General features: G+C 71.3%; 23 protein-coding genes, 1 tRNA gene and 1 pseudogene. 20 read left to right on the top strand and 5 right to left on the bottom strand.

The genetic code is table 11. The features are described from left to right. Positions 1 to 3: 3 nt before the first annotated feature. Positions 4 to 1,251: a hypothetical protein gene (locus ACX27O_RS04735; RefSeq protein ID WP_030329130.1), complete on the bottom strand. Its 1,248-nt coding sequence runs from the start codon at positions 1,249 to 1,251 to the stop codon at positions 4 to 6. Between the two features lie 129 nt (positions 1,252 to 1,380). On the opposite strand from ACX27O_RS04735, the gene ACX27O_RS04740 reads away from it, so the two are divergent. The 7 genes from ACX27O_RS04740 (at position 1,381) to ACX27O_RS04770 (ending at position 7,950) form a co-directional block, all read left to right on the top strand. Continuing rightward, on the top strand, positions 1,381 to 2,277 hold the full coding sequence (locus ACX27O_RS04740) for a TatD family hydrolase (RefSeq protein ID WP_400446927.1): 897 nt from the start codon (positions 1,381 to 1,383) through the stop codon (positions 2,275 to 2,277). A gap of 46 nt (positions 2,278 to 2,323) precedes the next feature. After that, positions 2,324 to 3,193: a 16S rRNA (adenine(1518)-N(6)/adenine(1519)-N(6))-dimethyltransferase RsmA gene (rsmA, locus tag ACX27O_RS04745; RefSeq protein WP_030329126.1), complete on the top strand. Its 870-nt coding sequence runs from the start codon at positions 2,324 to 2,326 to the stop codon at positions 3,191 to 3,193. Between the two features lie 32 nt (positions 3,194 to 3,225). Next, on the top strand, positions 3,226 to 3,810 hold the full coding sequence (locus ACX27O_RS04750) for a Uma2 family endonuclease (protein ID WP_358130663.1): 585 nt from the start codon (positions 3,226 to 3,228) through the stop codon (positions 3,808 to 3,810). Further along, a complete protein-coding gene (locus ACX27O_RS04755) occupies positions 3,807 to 4,757 on the top strand; it encodes a 4-(cytidine 5'-diphospho)-2-C-methyl-D-erythritol kinase (RefSeq protein WP_030329121.1) in 951 nt (316 codons plus the stop codon). The genes ACX27O_RS04750 and ACX27O_RS04755 overlap by 4 nt, the downstream gene beginning before the upstream one ends. A gap of 118 nt (positions 4,758 to 4,875) precedes the next feature. Continuing rightward, the gene (locus ACX27O_RS04760; protein WP_357645376.1) at positions 4,876 to 6,681 is read left to right on the top strand and encodes an ABC-F family ATP-binding cassette domain-containing protein; all 1,806 of its coding nucleotides are present in this window, start codon (positions 4,876 to 4,878) and stop codon (positions 6,679 to 6,681) included. Positions 6,682 to 6,782: 101 nt separating this feature from the next. Then, entirely contained in the window at positions 6,783 to 7,238 is a 456-nt protein-coding gene (locus tag ACX27O_RS04765; protein ID WP_030329117.1) for a DUF4383 domain-containing protein, read from the top strand. A 235-nt stretch (positions 7,239 to 7,473) separates the two neighbouring features. Continuing rightward, a complete protein-coding gene (locus ACX27O_RS04770) occupies positions 7,474 to 7,950 on the top strand; it encodes a DUF4383 domain-containing protein (RefSeq protein ID WP_030329115.1) in 477 nt (158 codons plus the stop codon). Between the two features lie 6 nt (positions 7,951 to 7,956). Here the strand turns inward: ACX27O_RS04770 and ACX27O_RS04775 are convergent, their stop codons facing one another. Continuing rightward, a complete protein-coding gene (locus ACX27O_RS04775) occupies positions 7,957 to 8,643 on the bottom strand; it encodes a TetR/AcrR family transcriptional regulator (protein WP_030329113.1) in 687 nt (228 codons plus the stop codon). Between the two features lie 225 nt (positions 8,644 to 8,868). Continuing rightward, on the bottom strand, positions 8,869 to 9,834 hold the full coding sequence (locus ACX27O_RS04780; protein WP_030329112.1) for an acyl-CoA desaturase: 966 nt from the start codon (positions 9,832 to 9,834) through the stop codon (positions 8,869 to 8,871). A 314-nt stretch (positions 9,835 to 10,148) separates the two neighbouring features. On the opposite strand from ACX27O_RS04780, the gene ACX27O_RS04785 reads away from it, so the two are divergent. The 8 genes from ACX27O_RS04785 to ACX27O_RS04820 all read left to right on the top strand — a co-directional run bounded on the left by ACX27O_RS04785 (position 10,149) and on the right by ACX27O_RS04820 (position 17,889). Further along, positions 10,149 to 10,220, top strand: a tRNA-Gln gene (locus tag ACX27O_RS04785). Positions 10,221 to 10,327: 107 nt separating this feature from the next. Beyond that, positions 10,328 to 11,866: a bifunctional UDP-N-acetylglucosamine diphosphorylase/glucosamine-1-phosphate N-acetyltransferase GlmU gene (glmU, locus tag ACX27O_RS04790; protein WP_156057333.1), complete on the top strand. Its 1,539-nt coding sequence runs from the start codon at positions 10,328 to 10,330 to the stop codon at positions 11,864 to 11,866. Positions 11,867 to 11,924: 58 nt separating this feature from the next. Next, positions 11,925 to 12,905 (top strand): ribose-phosphate diphosphokinase, encoded by a 981-nt coding sequence (locus ACX27O_RS04795; protein ID WP_030329105.1) that lies wholly within the window; start codon positions 11,925 to 11,927, stop codon positions 12,903 to 12,905. Between the two features lie 332 nt (positions 12,906 to 13,237). After that, positions 13,238 to 13,927 (top strand): 50S ribosomal protein L25/general stress protein Ctc, encoded by a 690-nt coding sequence (locus ACX27O_RS04800; RefSeq protein ID WP_210858676.1) that lies wholly within the window; start codon positions 13,238 to 13,240, stop codon positions 13,925 to 13,927. Positions 13,928 to 14,021: 94 nt separating this feature from the next. Further along, a complete protein-coding gene (gene pth, locus ACX27O_RS04805) occupies positions 14,022 to 14,612 on the top strand; it encodes an aminoacyl-tRNA hydrolase (protein WP_030329100.1) in 591 nt (196 codons plus the stop codon). Positions 14,613 to 14,743: 131 nt separating this feature from the next. Further along, entirely contained in the window at positions 14,744 to 15,574 is an 831-nt protein-coding gene (locus tag ACX27O_RS04810) for an inositol monophosphatase family protein (protein ID WP_210858678.1), read from the top strand. A 75-nt stretch (positions 15,575 to 15,649) separates the two neighbouring features. After that, positions 15,650 to 16,561: a sulfate adenylyltransferase subunit CysD gene (gene cysD / locus ACX27O_RS04815; RefSeq protein ID WP_458938991.1), complete on the top strand. Its 912-nt coding sequence runs from the start codon at positions 15,650 to 15,652 to the stop codon at positions 16,559 to 16,561. Continuing rightward, entirely contained in the window at positions 16,561 to 17,889 is a 1,329-nt protein-coding gene (locus ACX27O_RS04820) for a sulfate adenylyltransferase subunit 1 (protein WP_030329093.1), read from the top strand. Before cysD ends, ACX27O_RS04820 begins: the two co-directional genes overlap by 1 nt. Before the next feature lie 275 nt (positions 17,890 to 18,164). On the opposite strand, the gene galK is transcribed toward ACX27O_RS04820, so the two are convergent. Together galK and galE are read right to left on the bottom strand one after the other, a co-directional pair. Continuing rightward, complete coding sequence (gene galK, locus ACX27O_RS04825; protein ID WP_279515099.1) at positions 18,165 to 19,334, bottom strand: galactokinase; 1,170 nt, start codon at positions 19,332 to 19,334, stop codon at positions 18,165 to 18,167. A 56-nt stretch (positions 19,335 to 19,390) separates the two neighbouring features. Further along, the gene (galE, locus tag ACX27O_RS04830) at positions 19,391 to 20,320 is read right to left on the bottom strand and encodes a UDP-glucose 4-epimerase GalE (RefSeq protein ID WP_245233550.1); all 930 of its coding nucleotides are present in this window, start codon (positions 20,318 to 20,320) and stop codon (positions 19,391 to 19,393) included. 248 nt (positions 20,321 to 20,568) lie between these two features. On the opposite strand from galE, the pseudogene ACX27O_RS04835 reads away from it, so the two are divergent. From ACX27O_RS04835 to ACX27O_RS04855, 5 genes and pseudogenes are all read left to right on the top strand, one after another. Continuing rightward, positions 20,569 to 21,588 (top strand): annotated as a pseudogene (locus tag ACX27O_RS04835) (hemolysin family protein); the annotation flags it as partial. Between the two features lie 159 nt (positions 21,589 to 21,747). Beyond that, positions 21,748 to 22,773 (top strand): tryptophan--tRNA ligase, encoded by a 1,026-nt coding sequence (gene trpS / locus ACX27O_RS04840; protein WP_030329086.1) that lies wholly within the window; start codon positions 21,748 to 21,750, stop codon positions 22,771 to 22,773. A gap of 25 nt (positions 22,774 to 22,798) precedes the next feature. After that, positions 22,799 to 23,368: a 2'-5' RNA ligase family protein gene (locus ACX27O_RS04845; RefSeq protein ID WP_209444494.1), complete on the top strand. Its 570-nt coding sequence runs from the start codon at positions 22,799 to 22,801 to the stop codon at positions 23,366 to 23,368. A 106-nt stretch (positions 23,369 to 23,474) separates the two neighbouring features. Continuing rightward, a complete protein-coding gene (locus ACX27O_RS04850) occupies positions 23,475 to 24,401 on the top strand; it encodes a YihY/virulence factor BrkB family protein (RefSeq protein ID WP_030329082.1) in 927 nt (308 codons plus the stop codon). Continuing rightward, positions 24,401 to 24,787: a GntR family transcriptional regulator gene (locus ACX27O_RS04855; RefSeq protein WP_210857655.1), complete on the top strand. Its 387-nt coding sequence runs from the start codon at positions 24,401 to 24,403 to the stop codon at positions 24,785 to 24,787. The genes ACX27O_RS04850 and ACX27O_RS04855 overlap by 1 nt, the downstream gene beginning before the upstream one ends. Positions 24,788 to 24,798 lie beyond the last annotated feature (11 nt).

Raw genomic sequence — 24,798 nt, forward strand, 5'->3', positions numbered from 1 at the left:
CCGTCACATCGCGTACCGGGTGTCCATCACCTGGTCGTCGGTCACCTCGGCGCCCGGCGCCCAGGCCTCGTAGACGCCGCGTTCCTGGCACTGGGCGCCGGTGCCGAGCACCGCGTCCGGGTTCGGGTAGCGCAGCCGCATCCGCAGCCAGCCCGCCTCCTCCCGCAGCACCAGACACGGCACCCCCCGCCACTGGGCGAACCGGACCCGGCGGGCCACCGCGTCCACCGGGTAACGGGCCGCCCGGGTCATCGCCAGCACCCGGAACCCGCCGGGCAGGTCGGCGACCGCCTCGTACTCGTTGTCGCCGTACGTGCCGACCAGTTGGGTGGAGCGGGGCACGTCGGCGTTCGGCACGTACTCCTGATCGGGGGAGAGACCCGGCACCGCGGCCAACAGGTGCCGCCACTGCGGACCCACCATCCGCAGCCACCCGCGCTGCTCGGCCTGGTAGGTGTACAGCACCACCTCCACCCCCTCCGCCGGGTAGGCGATGAGGGCGGCGTTCGCCGGCATCGGCAGGTCGGCGAAGTCCCTGGTGATGAACTCCGGGATGAGCTGACCGTTGCTGGGCGTGAAGCCGGTGCCCAGCACGGGAGCGCCGACCCGGTCCCGCGAGGCCAGCGCGGTCAGGCCCCGGTGCGCGGGCCCGGCCGGCACGTCGTAGTCACCACTGTCGGACGCGCGCCAGCGCAACACGTACGCCACGTCCGGGCCGTCCCGGCCAGCGTCACCATCGGTACGCAGCACCTTCGTCGTCACCGGCGTACGCAGGTGCGCCACATCGTGCTCGCGGTAGCAGAAGCCGTGCGGCAGCCAACCCCGCAGGTGACCGGCGACCTGCTGGGCCGAGAGCACCTTCACCATCCGGGTGCCCCGCCGGACCACCGCCGACGCACGCGCCATCGCCAGCACCGGGTCGCCCGCCGCCGCCGGCTGCTGGCTGAGCTGGTGCAGGTACGCCCAACCCCGCTCGCGATGGGCGGGCATCAGCAGCGGCGTCTCCGGCTCGTCGGCCGGTTCCGTCGCCCCGTGCACCGCTGTCACCTCGGTGACGTGCACGAAACGCCGCCACGGCAGGGCGCTGCCCGGGCGGGGCGCCCACTCGAAGCCGGCCACCTCGTCGGCGCTGAACAACTCGTACGCGGCACCTCGGGCGATCTCCTCGGCCGGGTACACGGCGCCGCCGAACGCCACGTGCAGTCCGGTCCGTTCGCTGGCCGTGCCGCCGGCCTGGGGGGTGACGCTCATGCCGTCGCCTCCCTGCTCGCTGGGATGGGGTCCGCACGCTGTCGCGTCCGCTCGTTGGCGACCGTAGAGTCGCGCGGCGTAGCCGAGGTGAACGTCGGGTGGCGGGCAGATGGACAGCCCCGGTGTGTGATGCTGTCGCTGATGAGCGAGCCCAGAGAATCCCGCCGTGACCGTGCCGCCCGGCGGGCCGGAGAGTTCCCGCCAGCCCCCGAGTCGTTGCCCCGGGCGGTGCTGGACAGCCACACCCACCTGGACATCACCGTCAGCGAGGCCGGGGTGCCCGGCGGGCCGGCCGACGACCCGGTGGCCGTGGCCATCGCGGTGGCCACGAAGGTCGGCGTGGACCGGCTGGTCCAGGTGGGCGTGGACGTCGCCTCCTCCCGGTGGGGCGCGGACACCGCCGACCGGTATCCCGCCGTGCTGGCCACCGTGGCGCTGCACCCCAACGAGGCGCCCCGGCTCAGTGACCTCGACGAGGCGTTGCGGGAGATCGAGTCACTCGCCGCCCGCGATCGGGTCCGGGGGATCGGCGAGACCGGAATGGACTTCTTCCGCACCGGCGACGAGGGGCGGGTCGCGCAGGAGGAGAGTTTCCGGGCGCACATCGCCATCGCCAAGCGGTACGACAAGACGTTGGTCATCCACGACCGGGACGCGCACGCCGACGTGCTGCGGATCCTCGACGACGAGGGCGCCCCGGACCGGGTGGTGCTGCACTGCTTCTCCGGCGACGCCGACTTCGCCCGCGAGTGTGTCCGCCGCGGCTATCTGCTGAGCTTCGCCGGCACCGTCACCTTCGGCAGCGCGACGGCGCTGCGCGAGGCCGCCGCGCTCACCCCGGTGGACCAGATGCTCGTGGAGACCGACGCGCCGTACCTCACCCCGATGCCGTACCGCGGCCGGCCGAACGCGTCGTACCTGATTCCGCTCACCGTCCGGGCGCTCGCCGCGACCACCGGCAGCGACCTGGACGAGCTGTGCGCGGCCATCTCCGCCACCGGCGACCGGGTCTTCGGCCCGTGGTGAGCCCGGCCCGACGGTCGGCACCGACCCCGTCGCTACGCTGCCAGCCATGACCGGTCTCCTCGGCCCGGCGGAGATCCGGGAACTCGCCGCCCGGCTGGGCGTCGCGCCCACCAAGAAGCTCGGCCAGAACTTCGTGCACGACCCGAACACGGTGCGTCGGATCGTCACCGCCGCCGGCCTGACCCCCGACGACGTGGCACTGGAGGTGGGGCCCGGGCTCGGCTCGCTGACCCTGGGGCTGCTGCCGATCGCCGGGCACGTGCACGCCGTGGAGATCGACCCGGTGCTCGCCGGGGCGCTGCCGGAGACCGTCGCGCGGCACGCCGGGGCCGATGCCGCCCGGCTCACCGTGCACCGCGCGGACGCGCTGCGCATCACCGCCGCCGAGCTGGCCGACCCGCCGCCGACCGCGTTGGTGGCGAACCTGCCCTACAACGTCGCGGTGCCCGTGGTGCTGCACCTGCTCGCCGTGCTGCCCACCCTGCGGCACGGCCTGGTGATGGTGCAGAAGGAGGTCGCCGACCGGCTCGTCGCCGGTCCCGGCTCCAAGGTGTACGGCATTCCGTCGGTGAAGCTCGCCTGGTACGCCCAGGCCCGCGGTGCCGGCAAGGTGCCGCCGAACGTGTTCTGGCCGGTGCCCAACGTCGACTCCGGCCTGGTCGCCTTCACCTGTCACCAGCCGCCCCGCGCCGACGTACCCCGGGAGCGGGTCTTCGCCGTGGTGGACGCGGCGTTCGCGCAGCGCCGCAAGACGCTGCGGGCCGCGTTGGCCGGCTGGGCCGGTGGCCCGGACCGGGCCGCCGCGGCGCTCACCGCGGCCGGCGTCGACCCCGGCGCCCGTGGGGAGTCGCTGACCGTCGAGCAGTTCGCTGCCATCGCCGCGTCGGCTCCGGTCGGTACGCCGGCCGCGAAGTAGGCTGACGCCGTGCCCGCCGAGGAGGTGTACGAGTGACCGCGCAGCCGATCGCGCCCACCGCCCACGGGATGTGGAGTCCGGATCCCGTCCGGCAACGGCTGGCCAACCACACCATCGAGGACGTGCTGGCCCTGCCCGACGACGCCCCCCGCGTCGAGCTACGTGACGGCGTCCTCGTCGTGGTCCCTTCCCCGACCTTTGGCCAGCAGCACATCGGCAACCTGTTGTGGATGTGGCTGCGGCAGCACGCTCCGGCCGAGTTGACGCCGGCCACCGCCGTCGGGGTGGCGATCAACTATCGGAACACTCTCGAACCCGACGTCGTCCTGCTGCGGCGTCCGGTGGCGGCCGACCACCACTACTTCGAGGCTGATCAAGTTGTGCTCGCCGTCGAAGTCGTCTCGCCCGGGACCCGTCGTCGGGACCGGCTGGAGAAGCCGGCCGACTACGCGGACGCCGGCATCCCGCACTACTGGCGGATCGAGCAGGACCCGCTGCACGTGTACGCGTACGAACTGGTCGGCGGCCGGTACGAGCTGGCCGCCGACTCCGCCGAGGAGCTGATCGTGGCCAAGCCGTTCGACATCCGCCTGCACCTGCGGGACATCACCCCGTGACCGAGGCCTGGCGACCGGACGACGAGGACGAGCGACGTGGGGCCGCCGGCCCGGTGCGGGTGCGGGTGCCCGCGAAGGTCAACCTGCACCTCGGGGTGGGCCCGCTGCGCCGGGACGGCTACCACGAGCTGAACACGGTCTACCACGCCATCTCCATCTACGACGAGCTGACCGCCCGGCGCGGCGACACGTTGGCGTTGACCATGGAGGGCGAGGGCACCGGCGAGCTGGCTCTGGACGACACCAACCTGATCATCCGTGCCGCGCACGCCCTCGCCGGGTACGCGGGTGTGCTGCCGCACGCCCGCCTGCACCTGCGCAAGCAGATCCCGCTCGCCGGTGGCCTGGCCGGTGGCAGCGCCGACGCGGCCGCCGCGCTGGTGGCCTGCGACGCGCTCTGGGGCACCGGGTTGTCCCGCGACGAGCTGGCCGGCATCGCCGCCGACCTCGGCTCCGACGTGCCGTTCCTGATCTACGGCGGCACCGCGCTGGGCACCGGCCGGGGCGAGGCGGTCAGCCCGGTGCTGGTCCGCCCCACCACGTGGCACTGGGTGGTGGCGATCGCCGACGGCGGCCTGTCCACCCCGGCCGCGTACCGGGAACTGGACCGGCTGCGCGACTCCGGTGCCGCCGGGGCCCCGCTGGGCAGCACCGACGCCCTGCTGGGCGCGTTGCGTCAGAGGGACCCACGGGTGCTCGCCCGGACGCTCGGCAACGACCTGCAGGACGCCGCACTGGCCATGCGCCCGACGCTGGCCGACACCCTCAAGGCCGGCGAGGCGGCCGGTGCGCTCACCGGCATCGTCTCCGGCTCCGGCCCGACCTGCGTGTTCCTCGCCGCCGACGCGGCCAGCGCGGAGCGGATCGCCGCCGAGCTGACCACCGCTGGCGTCTGCCGGCAGGCACGGGTCGCGCACGGTCCGGTCGCCGGCGCCCGGATCAGCTGACCACGCGTCCCGCGAGCGGCTGGCACGCGGCGCGGGCCTTCGGGGCGTCCGCGTACCCTGGGGAGAGGCGTCCAGGTGCCCGCCGGCACCGGGACGCCTTGACATTGAAGGGTGGAACGTGGCGAACATCGTCAATCTGGACCGGGTGTCCAAGGGGTACGGCGCCGCCGGGCGGCTGCTCACGGACGTCTCGCTCGGCCTGGACGACGCCGACCGGATCGGCGTGGTCGGCCTCAACGGCGCCGGCAAGTCCACCCTGCTGCGGCTGCTCACCAAGCAGGAGGACCCGGACGACGGCCGGGTGACGCACCGCCGCGACCTGCGGGTGCTGTGGCTGCCGCAGCAGCTCACCCTCGCCCCCGACGCCACCGTCCGGGACGTGGTGCTCGGCACCGCCTGGCTCGACGAGGGGATGGGCGCCGAGCACGAGTGGGCCGGCGACGCCGGGGTGCGCGCCATCCTCGACGGCCTCGGCATGCCGCACCTCGGCCTCGACCAGCCGGTCGGCCCGATGTCCGGCGGCGAGCGACGGCGGGTGGCGCTCGCCGCGCTGCTCGTCCGCGACTCCGACCTGCTCATCCTCGACGAGCCCACCAACCACCTGGACGTCGGCGGTGTCGACTGGCTGGCCCGGCACCTCACCGGCCGCAAGGGCGCGCTGGTCGTGGTCACCCACGACCGGTGGTTCCTGGACGCGGTCTGCACCACCACCTGGGAGGTCGCCGACCAGACGGTCCGCGCGTACGAGGGTGGCTTCGCCGCCTGGACCCTCGCCCGCGCCGAGCGGGAACGCGTCGCCGCCGCCGTGGAGGCCCGCCGGCAGAACCTGCTCCGCAAGGAGATCGCCTGGCTGCGCCGTGGCCCACCGGCCCGTACCTCCAAGCCGCAGTTCCGCATCGACGCCGCGAACGCGTTGATCGCCGACGTGCCGCCGGCCCGCGACACCATGTCGTTGCAGCGGATGGCGGTGTCGCGCCTCGGCAAGCAGGTGTACGAGCTGGACAACGTCGAGCTGCACGCCGGGCCGAAGGAGATCCTGCGCGACGTCAGCTGGCTGGTCGGCCCCGGCGACCGGATCGCCATCCTCGGAGCCAACGGTGCCGGCAAGACCACTCTGCTGCGGATGCTCGCCGGCATCACCCGCCCCGACGGTGGCCGCCTCAACACCGGCTCCACGGTGCGGCCGGCGTTCCTCTCCCAGGAACTTGCCGAGCTGCCCGGGCAGCTGCGGGTGCTGGAAGCGGTGGAGGAGGTCGCCCGCCGGGTGCAGCTCGGCGACCGGGAGGTCTCCGCCTCCCAGCTCGCCGAGGTGTTCGGCTTCGACGACCGGCGGCTCTGGACCCCGGTCAGTGACCTCTCCGGTGGGGAGCGCCGCCGGTTGCAGATGCTGCGGCTGCTGGCTGGCGAGCCCAACGTGCTGCTCTTCGACGAGCCCACCAACGACCTGGACACGGACACCCTCGCCGCGCTGGAGGACCTGCTCGACTCGTGGCCTGGCACGATCATCGTGGCCAGCCACGACCGGTACCTGATCGAGCGGGTCACCGACACGGCGTACGGGATGTTCGGTGACGGTCGGCTGGTGCACCTGCCGGGCGGTGTGGACGAGTATCTCGCCCGGACCGCCGAGCGGGCGGGGACCAGTCGCGCCGGTGGCACCCCGACCGCCGCAGCCACCGGGGCGACCGCGAGTGGCATGTCCGCCGCCGAGGTCCGGCAGGCCCGCAAGGAGCTGACCCGGTTGGAGCGGCAACTCGGCAAGCTCGACCAGCGGGAGACCACGCTGCTCGACCAGCTCGCGGCGGACGCCACCGACTACGCCCGGGTCGCCGAGTTGGACACCCAGCTCAAGGATCTGCGCGCCGAGCGGGAGCGGATCGAGGAGAGCTGGATGACGCTCGCCGAGGACCTGCCCGAGAGCTGACGGGCGGGGCACACCGGCACGGCCCCCGTGTGCGGCGTCACACCGCCACATGCGAGACAATCGTCCGCGACACCTCACCTCACGGCGTTGGAGACACAGACATGGCCCACACCCCCGTCAACCACCCCGCGCGGCCGATCTACCGGGCGATCGGCGGGCTGACCGGTCTGTACCTGGTCGTCTTCGGGGTGCTCGGCATCATCGCGAGCACCGGCAACGAGATCCTCGCCCAGGACGACACCCGGGTCCTCGGTCAGGGCACCAACCTCGGCTTCTCGCTGCTCAGCGTGCTGCTCGGGATCGTCGTGCTGATCGGCACCGTGCTCGGCCGCAACATCGACGTGGCGATCAACCAGTGGCTGGCGTACGGCCTCATGGTGATCAGCCTGGCCGGTCTCGCGTTCATCCGGACCGACGCCAACATCTTCAACTTCAGCATCACCACCGTGATCGTGGTGATGACTGCCGCACTGGTGCTGCTGATGGTCGGCATGTACGGCAAGGTCGGCACGGAGGACGAGGCGGAGGCGTTCCAGAAGGCTCGGCTCGTTCTCTGATCTTCGCTGTGGTTGCGGCTCTTTGGTTGCTGCTCTTTGGTTGCGGCCGTGGGTTTTCGCCGGAGCCCGAGCTGCTCCGGGCGGTCAGGCTTGATCCCTGCGCAGCTCGGGCTCCGGCGAAAACCTGACCTGGTCCAGCCTTTCGGCGGACCCTGCCGGCATTGTGGTTCTGCGGACAGTCGGCGCTGCTCTGGGCGACAATTCCCCTGAAACGGTCACATCAGGGGGTCTGGGCATGCCGCATTTTCCGGTCAATCATCCGGCTCGGCCGCTCTACCGGGTCCTCTCCGGGCTGATCGGCGTCTACATCCTGGTCTTCGGCGTCTGGGGCGTCGCCGAGACGATCGGCGACCCGCTCTTCGCCCGCAACAGCACCTGGGCCCTCGGACTCCGGACCAACCTGGCCTTCTCGCTCGCCTCGCTGATCTTCGGGGTCTTCCTGATCATCGGGGCCTCGCGGCGCACCAACCTCGGCCACTACATGAACCTCACCGCCGGTGTGGTGTTCCTGGTGACCAGCATCCTGATGATGTCGGTGCTGCAGACCGAGGCGAACTTCCTCAACTTCTCGATGTCGACGGTGGTCGTGTCGATGCTGTTCGGGCTGATCCTGCTCGGCACCGGCCTGTACGACAAGGTCGGCCCGCCGGAGTCCGCCGAGGCGGAGTTGGAGCACCGCAAGCACCCGGTGGCCGACGTGCACCGCCCCTGACCGGGGTCAGCCGCGCCGGGCGGTGATCAACGTCGGCTTCGCCTCCAGGTGCGACAACCCGTTCCAGGCGAGGTTGACGAGGTGCGCCGCCACCGTCTCCTTGCGCGGCTTGCGCACCTCCAGCCACCAACTGCCGGTCAGCGCCACCATGCCGACCAGCGCCTGCGAGTACAGCTCGGCGAGCTTGGGGTCGTACCCCCGGCTCTTGAACTCGGCGCCCAGGATGTGCTCGACCTGGTGCGCCACGTCGTTCATCACGCTGCTGAAGGTGCCCGTCGCGGACATCAGCGGCGACTCACGGACCAGCACCCGGAAACCGCTGGTCTCCTCCTCGATGTAGCCCAGCAGGGCCAGCGCCGCCTGTTCCAGCAGCTCGCGTGGATGCCCGGCGGTCAACGCCGTGGTGATCCGGTCCAGCAGGGCCCGGACCTCCCGGTCCACCACCACCGCGTAGAGCCCCTCCTTGCCGCCGAAGTGCTCGTAGACCACCGGCTTGGAGACCTTGGCGCGGGACGCCACCTCCTCGATGGAGGTGGCGTCGAAACCCCGCTCGGCGAAGAGTTGCCGGCCGGTCGCTATCAACTGCTCCCGCCGTTGGGCCGCCGACATGCGTACCCGAGAAGTGGTCTTCGGTTTTGGTGCCGGGGCCGGCGTCGCCCGCCGACCCTCGGCACCATCCTTGTTCTCGGGCATATCGCCGCCTCGCTGGCGCTCGATGACGCCCTGCCGTGGGATGGTGTCTCCGCTGTGCCCGTTCACGTCGTCGCCTCACTGGCCGGCGGTCCGACCGCCCTGCCGCGCCGTCCGACCGAACCCGGGTCAGGGCCCGGCTGCCCGGTTGCCGAGTCGTCCGGTCCCCCCGCGTCGCTCGGTCATCCGAACATCCTGCCAGGCGGCATCCCCGAGCACCGCCCGGTTTCAGTGGGGTGCGACCGGCTTCACGAGCTTGGCGGCGATGCGTTCCGGCTTTGGCCAGCGCACCTGCGTCGCCGCGCCGATCTTCTCGAACAACCAGATCACGCGGGCGGAGATGTCCACCTGACCGCGCAGCACGCCGTGCCGGGCGCTGGTCGGGTCGGCGTGGTGCAGGTTGTGCCAGCTCTCGCCGAAGGACAGGATCGCCAGCGGCCAGAAGTTCGAGGCGCGGTCGCCCTGGCGCATCGCGAACGGACGCTCGCCGTAGACGTGGCACACCGAGTTGATCGCCCAGGTGACGTGGTGCAGGAGGCCGATCCGGACCAGCCCGGCCCAGAAGAACGCGGTCAGCGCACCCTGCCAGGACCAGGTCACCAGGCCGCCGATCAGCGCCGGGCCGAGCAGCGAGATGGCCACGAGCATCGGGAAGAGCCGGTCGACCCGGCTGATGTCCCGGTCGGCGATGAGGTCCGGTGCGAAACGGGCCCGGTTGGACAGCTCCCGGCGGAACAGCCAGCCCACGTGGGCGTGGAACAGGCCGCGGGTCAACGCCCAGAAGCTCGTGCCGAAGCGCCACGGCGAGTGCGGGTCACCCTCCAGGTCGGAGAAGGCGTGGTGCCGTCGGTGGTCGGCGACCCACTGAATGATCTCACCCTGCACCGCCAGTGAACCCGCGACGGCCAGAGTCACCCGCAGCCACCGCTTGGCCTTGAACGAGCCGTGGGTGAAGTAGCGGTGGAAACCGACGGTGATGCCGAGCCCGGAGACGACGTACCAGACCAGGCCGATGATCACGTCGGTCCAGCCCAGCCAGCCGCCCCAGGCCACCGGCACGGCGACCAGCAGGGCGACGAAGGGGATGACCACGAAGGCCCAGAGGGCGGCCAGGATGCCGGGGGACTGGCTGCCGTCGGTGAGTGGTTTGGGGCCGGGGCCAGCGGTGTGGGGATCGAGCAGAGCGGTGGACATGGGACCTCGCAGGGGGAAGATGACGATCACTAACTTACGCCTACGTCACCGTAACTTACGGCTCCGTAGATCGCACGGGGAAGTTTCGAATCACCCTCGCGAAACTGATCAAAGACGCAGGTCAGCCGAGGATTGTGGCGGGGTACGTGGGTGCTCCGGCAGGCAGGCGGCCGGGGTGCGGGTCGGCCGCCCCGACGTGCCGAGCGTGTCGGTCGCCAGCCGTGCGGCGGGATGAGCGATGGCGCCCGGCGGCCGGGGCGCTAAGGTGTAGCGGCGGGATGTCCATCCCTCAAGCGACGTGCTCGCGTCGCTGATCGGCCGTGGTGTAATTGGCAACACCCGGGTCTTTGGTACCCGTATTTCAGGTTCGAACCCTGGCGGCCGAGCTGCACACCTAGGTCCGTTTTGGGGCCCAGTGGGGGTAAGCGGGGAAGGTGCCGGGCCGCGCGGCTAGCATGGCCGCGAGAGTGTCCGCCGTCCCGACGGGAGCCACATCGTGCCCCAGCCCCACCTCCGTACCGTCGTCGTGCTCGCCGCCGGTGAGGGCAAGCGGATGAAGTCGACACTGCCCAAGGTGCTGCACCCCCTGCTCGGTCGCACGCTGCTCGGTCACGTGCTGAGCGCCGCCGCCCCGCTGGGCGCGGACCGCACCGTCGTAGTGGTGGGACACGGCGCCGACCAGGTCCGGGCGCACCTGTCCGAGGTCGCCCCGGACGCCACGCCGGTGCTCCAGGCCGAGCAGCTCGGGACCGGGCACGCCGTCCGCATCGCGCTGGACGCGGTACCGGAGGGCGCCGGCACGGTCGTCGTGATCAACGGGGACGTGCCGCTGCTGCGACCCGAGACCGTCGGCGCGCTGGTGACCGCGCACGAGGAAGCCGCCGCGGCGGCCACCGTGCTGGCCGCCGAGGTGCCCGACCCCACCGGCCTCGGCCGGATCGTCCGGGACGCCGACGGCCGCCTGGAGCAGATCGTCGAGGAACGTGACGCCGACGCGACGCAGCGCGCGATCCGGGAGATCAACGCCGGCATCTACGCGTTCGACGCGGTGCGGCTGCGCGAGGCGCTGGGCAAGCTCTCCACCGACAACGACCAGGGCGAGGAATACCTCACCGACGTCTTCGGCCTGCTGCGCTCGGCCGGTGAGCCGGTGGCGGTGCACGTCGCCGTGGACCACGTCGAGACGTTGGGCTGCAACGACCGGGTGGAGCTGGCGTCGCTGCGCCGGCTGCTGCGCGACCGGATCAACGAGGCGTGGATGCGCACCGGGGTGAGCCTGCTCGACCCCGTCACCACCTGGATCGACGTGACCGTGGCGCTGGACCGCGACGCCGTGGTCGACCAGAACACCCAGTTGCGCGGCAGCACGGTGGTCGGCGCGAGCGCGGTGATCGGCCCGGACGTCACCCTGATCGACACGGTCGTCGGCCCGGGCGCGTCGGTGATCCGCAGTCACGCCGACGGCGCCGAGGTGGGCGCGGGCGCCACCGTCGGGCCGTACGCGTACCTGCGGCCGGCCGCCCGACTGGCCGAGAAGTCGAAGGTCGGCACGTTCGTCGAGGTGAAGAACACCGAGATCGGTCCGGGTGCGAAGGTTCCGCACCTCAGCTACGTCGGTGACGCCACGATCGGCGCGAAGGCCAACATCGGCGCGGCGACCATCTTCGTGAACTACGACGGGGTGAACAAGAACCGCACGATCGTCGGTGAGGGTGCCTTCGTCGGCTGCGACACGAGCCTGATCGCGCCGGTCGAGGTCGGTGCCGGTGCCTACGTGGCGGCGGGTAGCGCGATCGCGCAGGACGTCCCACCGGGCGCGCTCGGGGTCACCCGGGCACCGCAGCGCAACATCGAGGGCTGGGTGCAGCGCAAGCGCCCCGGAACGGTCTCCGCGGCGGCTGCCGAGCGGGCGCAACGCGCCGCCGAGGGTGCGTCGGGTGTGGCCGGTGCCGCAAGCGACAGTGAGGCAATGCACGGGGGAGCCAAGAGAGTGGGCGGCACATCCGGCCCGGGAGATACTGCAACCGAATAGTCCCTGACCCACCACCACCGGGTCGGGTACCGCCGACAAAACGGGAGCAGACGGGCCCATGGGCAGCATCGTCGCCGAAAACCGCAAAAGCCTGATGCTCTTTTCCGGACGTGGCTTTCCGGAGTTGGCCAAGGAGATCGGCGAGGTGCTCGGCGTCGCGCCGACTCCGGCCGACGCCTACGAGTTCGCCAACGGCGAGATCTTCGTACGCTTCAAGGACTCGGTACGTGGTTCGGACGCCTTCGTGGTGCAGTCCGTCACGCACGGGGTGAACACCTGGGTCATGGAGACCCTGATCATGGTCGACGCGCTGAAGCGGGGGTCGGCCAAGCGGATCACCGTGGTGCTGCCGTTCTACCCGTACGCCCGCCAGGACAAGAAGCACCGCGGCCGGGAGCCGATCTCGGCCCGCCTGGTGGCGGACCTGCTGAAGACCGCCGGCGCCAACCGCATCCTCACCGTCGACCTGCACACCGCGCAGATCCAGGGCTTCTTCGACGGCCCGGTGGACCACCTCTTCGCGATGGACATCCTGGCCGAGTACGTGGAGCACAAGTACGCCGGCCGGCCGATGACAGTGGTGGCACCGGACTCCGGCCGGGTGCGGGTGGCCGAGCGGTGGACCGACCGGCTGGGCGGCTGCCCGCTGGCGTTCATCCACAAGACCCGTGACCCGATGAAGCCGAACCAGGTCGTGGCGAACCGGGTGGTCGGTGAGGTCGAGGGTCGGGTCTGCCTGATCGTCGACGACATGATCGACACCGGGGGCACGATCGCCAAGGCCGCCGACATCCTCAAGGAGTCGGGTGCCGCGGAGATCGTTGTCGCGTCCACCCACGCGCTGCTGTCCGACCCGGCCACCGAGCGGCTGAAGAACAGCTCGATCAGCGAGATCGTGGTGACGAACACGCTGCCGCTCCCGCCGGAGAAGCAGTTGGACAAGCTCACCGTGCTGTCGATCGCGCCGCTGCTGGCGCGGGCGATCCGGGAGGTCTTCGACGACGGCTCGGTGACCACCCTCTTCGGTGGCCTGAGCTGACCCCGAGCCCCGTTTCCGCCACCTGACACGCTGGCGGGGCGGGGCTGGCAAACTGGCGGAAACGGGGCCGGCGCGCTGGTGGAAGCACCACCGGCGGGCCGGTCTTGAGCCGTGATCGGGGACTGCCGGAAACCCTGGAAACAGCTCGGGTAGACTGGTGCGGTTGCCACGGCGAGGGTGCCCGGCGGGCCGCTGAAAAGCGCCGCACGGAGGCACCGTCATCGACGCGGTGCTCCGGGCAGTCGTTCATGACGCATGAGCCCCAGCGAGCCCCTCGCCCCAGCACCGTTAGACGACAAGCCGCCGCAGCGAAAAGCATCAGGAGTTTCCCCGTGTCCGAGGTAAAGATCAGCGCCGAGCCCCGTACCGAGTTCGGCAAGGGTGGTGCCCGCCGTACCCGCCGGGCCGGCAAGGTGCCCGCCGTGCTGTACGGCCACGGCGAGAAGCCCAAGCACATCGCGCTACCGTCGCGGGAGTTCGCCGCGGCGATCCGCAAGGGCGGTGCCAACCAGCTCTTCGCGATCGACATCACCGACGGCACCCAGGTGCTGGCGCTGCCGAAGGCGATCCAGCGTGACCCGATCCGCGACACCTTCGAGCACGTCGACCTGATCCTGGTCCGCCGGGGCGAGAAGGTCACCGTCGAGGTCCCGGTCCAGCTGACCGGCGAGGCCGCCCGGGACACCCTGATCGTGCACGACCACGACACCCTCTCGGTGACCGCGGACGCCACCAAGGTCCCCGACCACCTCGAGGCCTCGATCGAGGGCCTGGAGGCGGGCAGCCAGGTGACCGCCAGCGACGTCCAGCTGCCGGCCGGCGTCGAGCTGGCTGCCGACTCGGAGATGACCGTCGCCTCGGTGACCGCCGCCCCGACCGCCGAGCAGCTCGAGGCGACGCTGCCCGAGGTCGAGGTTGCCACCGACGAGGCCGAGGCCGAGGTCGGCGAGACCACCGAGGGCTCCGAGGGCGCGGACGCCGCCGAGGGCGACGAGAACGCCGAGGCGCGCACCGAGGCCTGATCGGTTCAAGCTCTGCGACAGGCGTCCCCGGATGTTCGGGGGCGCCTGTCGGCATATCGGGAGTCGCTGGGATGGGCGTCGGAAGGGACGGGTCGTGACGGACGAGGCGGGGCCGTGGCTGGTGGTCGGCCTGGGCAACCCCGGTCGGGAGTACGCCGGGAACCGGCACAACGTCGGGTTCATGGTGGCCGACCTGCTGGCCGGTCGGGTGGGTGCCCGTTTCGGCCGGCACAAGCGGGCGGTGGCCGAGGTGGCCGAGGCGCGGCTGGGGTTCGGTGGGCCGAAGCTGGTGCTGGTCAAGCCACTGACGTACATGAACCTCTCCGGTGGGCCGGTCGCGGCGCTGGCCCAGTTCTACAAGGTGCCGACGACGCAGGTGATCGCGGTGCACGACGAGCTGGACATCGGGTTCGGTCAGGTGCGGGTCAAGTTCGGCGGCGGTGAGGGCGGGCACAACGGCCTGCGCTCGATGTCGAAGTCCCTGGGGACTAAGGACTACGCCCGGGTGCGGTTCGGCGTCGGTCGACCGCCGGGGCGGCAGGACCCAGCGGATTATGTGCTGTCGGATTTCGGCACGGCAGAACGCAAGGAGCTGGATTTCCTGGTGGACCGGGCCGCCGACGTGGTGGAGTCGGTGATCACCAAGGGCGTGGAGCCGACGCAGAACCTCTACCACGGCAGCTGAGCCGGGCGGGGCGTACCGACTCGGAAACGACGGCCCGGTAGTCTGCGCCTTTCGGCGTGCCGCGACCGGCGACGCGAGTCGCGGCGGATCGGCCCGTGCGGGCAGCGCGGCGAGGCGACGGGAGCGGGCAGATGAGCAGTCCTCCGATGATCGATGGCGCGTTCGCCCGATGGTTGGCGTCCCGGGCCGGGCAGGCGCTGCTCGACCTGCGCACCGAGATGGGTTTCGCCGACACCGGCGCGCTGAAGTCGGCCGGGGACAAGGTGTCGCACGACCTGATCCGCACGGAGTTGGCGAAGTGGCGTCCGGGTGACGCGGTGCTCTCCGAGGAGGACGAGGGGTCGCGGTTGGCCTGGGCCGCGGAGGTGAACACCGGGGCGGTGTCGCGGTTGACCGCGGACCGGGTGTGGATCGTCGACCCGTTGGACGGCACCCGGGAGTTCTCCGAGGAGGGCCGCTCGGACTGGGCGGTGCACGTGGCACTTTGGGCACGCAGCGCGCCGAGTCCGCACGGGCTGGTCGCCGGGGCGGTGGGGTTGCCGGCGCAGCACCGGGTGCTGGGCACCGACTACCCGCCGGCGTACCCGCCGATGACAGTGGAGGCGGCGACTGCCGGCGAGCGGAAGATCCGCCTGGCGGCGAGCCGGAGCCGGCCGCCGGTCTTCCTGACCGACCTGGCCGAGGACGTCGGCGCGCACCTGGTGCCGATGGGTTCGGCCGGAGCGAAAATCGCCGCCGTGGTCACCGGCGAGGTGGACGCGTACATCCATGCAGGTGGGCAGTACGAGTGGGATTCGGCGGCCCCGGTCGCTGTGGCGACGGCCACCGGACTGCACGCTTCCCGGATCGACGGTTCTGCGCTGAAATACAACGAGGCGGATCCGCGACTGCCCGACCTCCTGGTCTGTCGCAAGGATCTCGCCACCCGGTTGCTTGCAGCGCTGCAGAAACATTCCGGGTAGCCTGAGCGCACTTTCTTGACATGCCCGACCGGAAAGGTCTGGAAATCGGATGAGCGAGCGAATCGAGCCGGTGTCATGACCACCCCCGCGGCGTACCAGGTCTCCCACCTGGACGCCCTCGAAGCGGAGAGCATCTTCGTGATGCGCGAGGTGGTCGCCGAGATGGAACGGCCGGTGCTGCTCTTCTCCGGTGGCAAGGACTCGATCGTCATGCTGCGGCTGGCGCAGAAGGCGTTCGCCCCGGCCAACGTCCCCTTCCCGGTCATGCACGTCGACACCGGGCACAACTTCCCCGAGGTCCTGGAATACCGCGACCAGCGGGTCGCCGAGATGGGGTTGCAACTCGTCGTGGCGAGCGTGCCGGAGGCCCTGGCCAGCGGCATGGTCCGGGAGTCCGCCGACGGCATGCGCAACCGGATCCAGACGCCGGTGCTGCTGGACGCGGTGGAGAAGCACCGCTTCGACGCGCTGTTCGGTGGCGCCCGCCGGGACGAGGAGAAGGCCCGGGCGAAGGAACGGGTGTTCAGCTTCCGCGACGAGTTCGGTCAGTGGGACCCGAAGAACCAGCGGCCGGAGCTGTGGTCGCTGTACAACGGCCGGCACCACCCGGGCGAGTCGATCCGGGTCTTCCCACTGTCCAACTGGACCGAGCTGGACGTCTGGCACTACATCGCCCGGGAACGCATCCCGCTGCCGTCGATCTACTACGCGCACGAGCGCGAGGTGGTCGAACGGGACGGCATGTTCTACGCCGTCAACGAGTTCTTCCGCCCCCGCGCGGGTGAGGAGCGGTTCAAGGCCCAGGTGCGCTACCGCACCGTCGGCGACGCCTCCTGCACCGCCGCGGTCCGCTCCGATGCGGACACCGTGGAGAAGGTCATCGAGGAGGTGGCGGCCACCCGGATCACCGAGCGCGGTGCCACCCGTGGTGACGACCGGGTCAGTGAGGCCGCCATGGAGGACCGCAAGCGGGAGGGCTACTTCTGATGAGCACCGAGATCATGGCCTCCGCGGACGCGGATGGCCGGGCTGTTGCCGGGGCCGGGCCGGAGGCCCGGGCCATGGACCTGCTGCGGTTCGCCACCGCCGGCAGCGTCGACGACGGGAAGTCGACCCTGATCGGGCGACTGCTCTACGACACCAAGTCGCTCTTCACCGACCAGTTGGCGGCCGTGGAGGCGGTCAGCGCGGCCCGCGGCGACGAATACACCAACCTGGCGTTGCTCACCGACGGCCTGCGTGCCGAGCGGGAGCAGGGCATCACCATCGACGTGGCGTACCGCTACTTCGCCACCCCCCGGCGCAAGTTCATCATCGCCGACACCCCCGGCCACATCCAGTACACCCGCAACATGGTCACCGGAGCATCGACGGCGGACCTGGCGTTGATCCTGGTGGACGCGCGCAAGGGCCTGGTCGAGCAGTCCCGTCGGCACGCGTTCCTCTGCTCCCTGCTGCGGGTGCCGCACCTGGTCCTCTGTGTCAACAAGATGGACCTGGTCGACTGGTCGCAGGAGGTCTACGAGCGGATCGCCGACGAGTTCACCGCGTTCGCGGCGAAGCTCGACGTGCCGGACCTGACCGTGGTGCCGGTCTCCGCGCTGCGTGGCGACAACATCGTGTCCCGGTCGGAGAACATGCAGTGGTACGAAGGCCCCTCGCTGCTGCACCACCTGGAGCGGGTGCACATCGCGAGCGACCGCAACCTGGTCGACGTCAGGTTCCCGGTGCAGTACGTGATCCGTCCGCAGTCCACCACCGTCACCGACTACCGCGGCTACGCCGGTCAGGTCGCCTCCGGGGTGCTGAAGCCGGGTGACGAGGTGATGGTGCTGCCCTCCGGCTTCACCAGCCGGATCGCCGCCGTGGAGACCGCCGACGGGCCGGTCGCGGAGGCGTTCCCGCCGATGTCGGTCACGGTACGACTGGCCGACGAGATCGACATCTCAAGAGGGGACCTGATCTGCCGGCCGAACAACGCGCCGGCGGTGGCCCAGGACATCGAGGCGATGGTCTGCTGGATGGACGAGACGGCCCCCCTGCGGGTTGGCGGTCGGTACGCGATCAAGCACACCACCCGGTCGGCTCGGGCGATCGTGCGCGGGCTGCACTACCGGCTGGACATCAACTCGCTGCACCGCGACGAGTCGGCCGACGAGCTGCGGCTCAACGAGATCGGTCGGGTGCGGCTGCGCACGACGGTGCCGCTGCTGGCCGACGAGTACCGCCGCAACCGCACCACCGGCGGCTTCGTCATCATCGACGAGGCAACCAACCGCACGGTAGGCGCCGCCATGATCGTCGAAGCCAGTTAACCCCTCTCGGCCCCCACCCCACCCACCAACGGCCCACAAACGCCCGCGCTGTCGCGCCCGCGCGCCCGCCCCAAGATCGCGCTCGATCCATGAAGTAGTGGCCTCGCCCGCCGGGCGAGGCCACTACTTCACTGAACAAGCACGATCTCCATCCCCCGGCCCCAGCCCGGCCCGGCCCAGCCCAGCCCAGCCCGGTGATCAAGAAGTTTGCGTCAGGATGCGGGCTGAAAGTGACGCAAACTTCTTGATCAACCTGGGGGTGTGGGGTGTGGGGGTTAGGGGAGGCGGGTGGCGCCGGGGGAGGGGAGGACCGTCACGGTGGTGGGGGCGGTGAAACCCTGCGCCGCGTACGCGTCGGTCACGGCGGCGGCGACCTCGTCGGCGCGGTCGGCCTCGATCAGGGCGAGCACGCATCCGCCGAAGCCGCCACCGGTCATCCGGGCGCCCAGCGCGCCGGCCGCCAACGCCGCCTCGACGGCGGTGTCGATCTCCGGCACGGTGATCTCGAAGTCGTCGCGCATCGAGACGTGGGAGGCCGTCAGCAGCGGGCCGATGTCGCGGACCCGGGCGGCACGCAGCAGCGCCACCGTGTCGAGTACGCGCTGGTCCTCGGTGACCACGTGTCGGACGCGACGCCGGGTCTCCTCGTCGTCGAGCTGAGCCAACGCGGCGTCGAGCTGGTCGATGCCCACATCCCGCAGCGCGGCAACCCCGAGCGCGCTGGCGCCGGCCTCGCAGGAACGGCGGCGGGCCGCGTACTCCCCGTCGGCGTGGCGGTGCGGTGCCCGGCTGTCGATGACCAGCACGGCCAGGCCGGCAGCGTCCAGGTCGAACGGGATGTGCTCGACCGACTCGTCGCGGCAGTCGAGGAAGAGGGCGTGCCCGGCCCGGCAACGGATCGCCGCCGACTGGTCCATGATGCCGGTCGGCGCACCCACGTAGACGTTCTCTGCCCGCTGTGCCAGCCGGGGTTGCAGTTCCGGGGCCAGCTCCAGCCCGCCGAGGTCGAGCAGGGCAGCCAGTACGGCTGACTCCAGCGCGGCCGAGGAGGAGAGCCCGGAACCCAGCGGCACGTCGGAAGCGATCGCCAGCCGGGCACCCGGCACGGGATGACCCGCCTCGCGCAGCGCCCAGACCACACCCGCGACGTACGCGCCCCAGCCGGTGACCCGGCCCGGCTCGGCGACGTCGTCCGCGCCGAAGGTGATCGTCTCGCCGGAGAGCTCGGACCAGACCGTCCAGTGCTCCCCGTCCTGCCGATCGGCGGCGACGACGGTGCGCATCGGCAGGGCGAACGGCAGCACGAAGCCTTCGTTGTAATCGGTGTGCTCGCCGATCAGGTTGACCCGACCCGGGGCCGCCCAGCGCCCGGATGCCTGCCCGCCGAACTGTGCGGAGAAGCCGGCCGCGGCCCGCTCGGCGACATCATCGGCCGGATGGGTCACGGCGTCTCCCTTCGTTCGCGGCTGCGGGGCTCGCAGACCCGGCTCACTCCTCGCACTCACTGTTGGCCCAGGATGTGCGTGCGGTAGAACGCCCAGGCATCCCCGACCATGTCGTGCAGGGTCGGCTTCTGCGGCACCCAGCCCAGCTCCTCGCGGGCCAGCGTGGACGACGCGACCAACTCGGCCGGGTCGCCCTCGCGGCGCGGGGCGACCTCGACGGGCAGTTGGTGCCCGGTGACCTCGCGGACCACGTCGACGACCTGCCGGTTGGTGAAGCCGTTGCCGTTGCCCAGGTTGTAGATCCGGTGCTGGCCGCTGGTGGCCGCGTCCAGCGCCAGCAGGTGCGCGCGGGCCAGGTCGGCGACGTGGATGTAGTCGCGGACGCAGGTGCCGTCGACGGTGGGGTAGTCGTCCCCGAAGAGTTGGAGTTTCTCCCGCCGGCCGGCGGCGACGTCCAGCGCGATCGGGATCAGGTGCGTCTCCGGGTCGTGCCGCTCGCCGAGCGCGATGTCGCCGGCAAGGTGGGCGCCGGCCACGTTGAAGTAGCGCAGTGACACGGCGGCCAGCCCGTGCGCGATCGCCTCGGAGGTGAGTGCCATGTCGACGGCGAGTTTGGTGGCGCCGTACGTGTTGGTGGGCGCCTTCACCGCGTTTTCGGTGATGGGCAGCTCGGTGGGGTTGCCGTAGACGGCGGCGGTGGAGGAGAAGACCATCCGGGGCACCCCGGCCGCCCGGACGGCGTCGATCAGGGCGAGCGTGCCGACGGTGTTGTTCCGCCAGTACAACTCTGGCTTGATCATCGACTCGCCGGCGGCGATGAGGGCGGCGAAGTGCAGCACCCCGTCGAAGCCGGCGTCGGCGGTGATGACGCGGGCGGCGTCGTGGATGGACGCCTCGACGTGGGTGGCGTCCGGGGCGAGGGCTTCGCGGTGGCCGGTGCGGAGGTCGTCCAGGATGACCACCTGGTGGCCCGCGTCGAGCAGCATCCGGGTCACCACGCTCCCGATGAAGCCGGCGCCCCCGGTGACGAGCAGTTTCACGTCGTTGCCTCCTGCCTGGCCCGCCCGGGACGTGGCCCTTTGGGTGATCACACTAGGGCGGTGGCCGGCATCCTCGCCGACACCACCGGCAACCCATTCCATCATAATCTTTCACGATTAAACAGAGCCGAACATCTGTGGCCGCTCCGCCGGATGGCCGGTGCGGCGGGCCCACGGTGTCTACCATCTCTGTCATGCGGGAAGTGGCCCGTACCGGGCTCCGGCGACGCGCGCGGGCACACCCCCGCCGCGACCCCGGTCCGCTCGCCCGGGCCGTCGCCCGGGTGCTGGTCCGCGCGGCGGACGGTGCCACCCGACTCGTCACCGACCTGCTCGGGACCGGTCCGACGGCCGGCCGGGAGCGCATCTCGGAGGCCGATCTGCGGGACCTGGTCGCGGCGAACACGGTGCTCGACCCGGACGAGCGACGGATCATCGACGAGGTCCTGGTGGCCGGTGCCAGTCTGATCCGCGAGGTGATGATGCCGCGCACCGAGGTGGTCTTCCTGCCGGCGCGGCTGACCATCGGCGAAGCCGCCCGACTGGTCCGCGCCGAAACACACACCCGCTACCCGGTCACCGACGCCACCCACGACGACGTGATCGGCTTCGTACACCTCCGGGACGTGCTGCTGCGCCCGGACGCCGACCCGTGCCTCACCGTCGGTGAGCTGGCCCGGGAGGTGAAGCGGCTCCCCGGCAGCAAACGGGTGCTCGCCGCGCTGACCGAGATGCGGCGGGAGGGCCAGCACCTCGCGGTGGTGGTGGACGAGTACGGCGGAACGGCCGGGATCGTCACCCTGGAGGACCTCATCGAGGAGTTGGTCGGTGAGATCCACGACGAGTACGACGCCGCCCCGGACCCGGTGCACGCTGGCCTGCCCGCCGTGGTGGACGGTCGCCTCAACCTCGCTGACTTCGCCGAGCGGACCGGGGTGGCGCTACCCGCCGGCCCGTACGAGACGGTGGGTGGGTTCGTGATGGCCGCGCTGGGTCGGCTTCCGGTGACCGGCGACGAGGTGCCGGTGCCCGCTGAGCCCGCCGACGTCGGCGCTCCCGATCCGGCCGAGTTGCCGGCCGGCTGGCTGCTGCGGGTGCTCACGCTGGACGGCCGCCGGGTGGCCCAACTCGCCGTCTCCGCCGCGCGCGGCACCGAGCCGCGCCGCGAGTACGACGCTGTGCCGGCCTCGGCGGGCGGCCCGGAGTCGGCCGGGGAGGCGGTCGCGGGGCAGCACCGGCGGGTCACGGTCGGGTCGATGCACCGGGTTGGCGCGGGCGAAGCACGCGAGGTCAGCACCCCGGCATCGGCGGGCCGGAGCCGACCCGCCGGCCCGTCATGACGGACCGGGTTGCTTGCTGACAGAATTATCGCCATGTCCGACGTTCCCGCCCGGCCCCGCGTCTTCTCCGGCATCCAGCCGACAGCCGACTCGTTCCACCTCGGCAACTATCTGGGCGCGGTGCGGCACTGGGTAGCCCTGCAGGACACCCACGACGCGTTCTACTGCGTGGTGGACCTGCACGCCATCACCGCGGGGCACGACCCGGCGCTGCTGCGCCAGCGGACCCGGGTGGCCGCGGCCCAGCTCTTCGCGGTCGGGCTGGACCCGGAACGCAGCACCCTGTTCGTCCAGTCGCAGGTGCCCGAGCACCCGCAGCTGGCCTGGGTGCTCGGCTGCATCACCGGCTTCGGCGAGGCCAGCCGGATGACCCAGTTCAAGGACAAGTCGCAGAAGCAGGGTAACGAGCGGGCCAGCGTCGGGCTGTTCACCTATCCGGTCCTCCAGGCCGCCGACATCCTGCTCTACCAGGCCAACGCGGTTCCGGTCGGCGAGGACCAGCGCCAGCACCTGGAGCTCTCCCGGGATCTGGCCCAGCGGTTCAACTCGCTGTTCGGCGCCACGTTCACGGTGCCCGCGCCACACATCGTCAAGGACACTGCCAAGATCACCGATCTGCAGGACCCGACGGCGAAGATGTCGAAGTCGTCGTCCTCGCCGGCCGGCATCATCGACCTGCTCGAAGATCCGGCCCGGTCCGCGAAGAAGATCCGTTCGGCGGTGACCGACACCGGCCGGGAGATCGTCTTCGACGCCGAGACCAAGCCGGGCGTGTCCAACCTGTTGACCATCCACTCGGCGCTCAGCGGCCGCAGCATCGACGAGTTGGTGGCCGCGTTCGCGGGCCGAGGCTACGGCGACCTGAAGAAGGAGCTGGCCGAGGTCGTGACGGACTTCGTCCGGCCGATCCAGGAGCGCACCCGCACCTACCTGGACGATCCGGCGCAGTTGGACAAGCTGCTCGCGGCCGGCGCGGAGAAGGCCCGCGCGGTGGCCGCGGCGACCCTGCGGTCCGCGTACGAGCGGGTCGGGTTCTTCCCGCCTGTGCGCGGCGAGTAGGTCCGCGGTACAGGTGGACGGGTCGGTGGTCGGAGGGGCGGCGCGAAGCGTGGATCGCAGTGGCGGGGTGCCGCCGACCGGCGACACCATCCAGATCGGCATCGCGGTGGACATCCCCGAGCCGTGGGGTGCCCAGCTCACCCGGCGACGGATCGAGGCCGGCGATCCGCTGGCGGTGCCCGCGCACGTGACGTTGCTCGGTCCCACCGAGATCCGCACGGCCAACCTGCCTGCGGTCGAGCGGCACCTGGCCGCCGTCGCCGCCGCGCACCTGCCGTTCACGCTGCACCTGCGGGGCACCGGCACGTTCCGTCCGGTCACCCAGGTGGTGTTCGTCGCGGTGGCCGCCGGGATCAGCGAGTGCGAGTTGCTGGCCGCGGCCATCGCCGCGACGCCCGGCCTGCACCGGGAGCTCCGATTCCCGTACCATCCGCACGTCACAGTGGCTCAGGACGTGGCACCGGAGGCCCTGGACAAGGTGTACGAGGATCTCGCCGACTTCTCCGCGGTGTTCGAGGTCGGCGCGTTCACCCTCTTCTCGCACAGCGGGCAGACCAGGTGGCAGCCACGCCGGGACTTCTGCCTCGGCGACTGAAGCGCGGCGACTGAAGCGCGGCGACTGAAGCGCGGCGACGCGCCGGCCGGCGAGCAGGGGAAGCTGGTTGCCACTACAGCGGTGGGAGATCGGCGAGGATGATCGCGTGAACGTGATCGGCCGGATCGAGGCGGGCATCGACCGCTGGGTGAGCGGCGCGCGCCACCGGTCGAGCCTCTTCGACCACGTGTGGCGGGCCGGCGTGCTGTACGGCGAGGTGCTGGCCGGCCGGTTGGCAGCCGCCATCGCCTACTACGGCTTCTTCGCGGTGTTCGCCCTCGCCCTGGTCGCGTTCTCCGTCTTCGGCGCGATCCTGGAGGACAACGACGAGGTCAGCGCGGCGGCGGCCGACTTCCTCAAGGAGAATCTGCCGTTCCTGGACGCCGAGCAGATCGCCAACTCCAGCGGCACCGTCGGTGTGGTCGGCCTGGTCATCCTGGTTTTCACCGGGATCGGCTGGGTGGAGGCCATCCGATCCTCGCAGCGACTGATGTACCGGCTCAACCAGCAGCCGGGCAACCTGGTGGTGCGGCGGCTCGTCGACCTGGGCGTGATGATCGGCGTCTTCGTGCTGCTCGGCGTGTCGGTCGCGGCGGTCGACGCGTTGGAGTCGCTGCTGCGTTTCCTGCTCCGCAGCACCGGCTCGGTCGGTCTGACCACGATCAGCGCGGTGCTCAGCGTGCTGGTCAACACCGTGCTCGCCACCGCGTTGCTGCTCGCCGTGCCCCGGCTGCGGATGAGCCGCTCCCGGCTGCGCCCGGTGGTGTTGCTGGTGGCGATCGGTATCACCCTGCTGAACACGGTCGGGCGATACTACGTGGTGCGGACCGAGCGGAATCCGGCGTACACCGTGGTGGCCGGTGCCGTCGGTCTGCTGCTCTACCTCTACCTGCTCAACCAGTTGGTGCTGTTCGGCGCGGCGCTCCTCGCGACCAGCACCACCGGTCGGGTCGTGGATCTCGCGGAGACCCCGGCGCCGCCGAAGGATGTCGACGAGGGCATCGACCCCGGTACGCCGGGCGGGGCGGGCTGATGACGGAAGGCGGGCAGGTGCTGATCTCGGTCGATGCGGACTCGCCGGTGCCCCCGTACGAGCAGGTGCGGGTGCAGCTCGCCGAGCTGATCGGCGACGGCCGGTTGCCGGTCGGCACTCGGCTGCCGACCGTCCGGCAGCTCGCCGCTGACCTGCGGTTGGCAGCGAACACGGTGGCTCGCGCCTACCGCGAGTTGGAGACGGCCGGGCTGTTGGAGACCCGGGGACGCAACGGCACCTTCGTCGCTCCGGGGCGGGACGACGCCGTCGACCGTCTCCAGCGGGCAGCGGCCGGCTACGCGGCGGAGGCGGCTCGGCTCGGTGTGCCCCCAGCCACGGCGCTCGCCCTGGTCCGCGCCGCCCTGGACGCTGTCCGTCCCGGCTGACCGGCCGGGCA

Source organism: Micromonospora sp. SD19 (assembly GCF_054462275.1).

Coding starts and splice junctions, on each gene's coding strand:
- ACX27O_RS04770 (WP_030329115.1), top strand. CDS start 7,474: ATGCCGCATTTTCCGGTCAATCATCCGGCTCGGCCGCTCTACCGGGTC.
- rsmA (WP_030329126.1), top strand. CDS start 2,324: ATGACCGGTCTCCTCGGCCCGGCGGAGATCCGGGAACTCGCCGCCCGG.
- ACX27O_RS04855 (WP_210857655.1), top strand. CDS start 24,401: ATGACGGAAGGCGGGCAGGTGCTGATCTCGGTCGATGCGGACTCGCCG.
- ACX27O_RS04780 (WP_030329112.1), bottom strand. CDS start 9,834: ATGTCCACCGCTCTGCTCGATCCCCACACCGCTGGCCCCGGCCCCAAA.
- ACX27O_RS04820 (WP_030329093.1), top strand. CDS start 16,561: ATGAGCACCGAGATCATGGCCTCCGCGGACGCGGATGGCCGGGCTGTT.
- galE (WP_245233550.1), bottom strand. CDS start 20,320: ATGCTGCTCGACGCGGGCCACCAGGTGGTCATCCTGGACGACCTCCGC.
- ACX27O_RS04765 (WP_030329117.1), top strand. CDS start 6,783: ATGGCCCACACCCCCGTCAACCACCCCGCGCGGCCGATCTACCGGGCG.
- ACX27O_RS04740 (WP_400446927.1), top strand. CDS start 1,381: ATGCTGTCGCTGATGAGCGAGCCCAGAGAATCCCGCCGTGACCGTGCC.
- cysD (WP_458938991.1), top strand. CDS start 15,650: ATGACCACCCCCGCGGCGTACCAGGTCTCCCACCTGGACGCCCTCGAA.
- ACX27O_RS04735 (WP_030329130.1), bottom strand. CDS start 1,251: ATGAGCGTCACCCCCCAGGCCGGCGGCACGGCCAGCGAACGGACCGGA.
- trpS (WP_030329086.1), top strand. CDS start 21,748: ATGTCCGACGTTCCCGCCCGGCCCCGCGTCTTCTCCGGCATCCAGCCG.
- ACX27O_RS04810 (WP_210858678.1), top strand. CDS start 14,744: ATGAGCAGTCCTCCGATGATCGATGGCGCGTTCGCCCGATGGTTGGCG.
- ACX27O_RS04795 (WP_030329105.1), top strand. CDS start 11,925: ATGGGCAGCATCGTCGCCGAAAACCGCAAAAGCCTGATGCTCTTTTCC.
- ACX27O_RS04775 (WP_030329113.1), bottom strand. CDS start 8,643: ATGCCCGAGAACAAGGATGGTGCCGAGGGTCGGCGGGCGACGCCGGCC.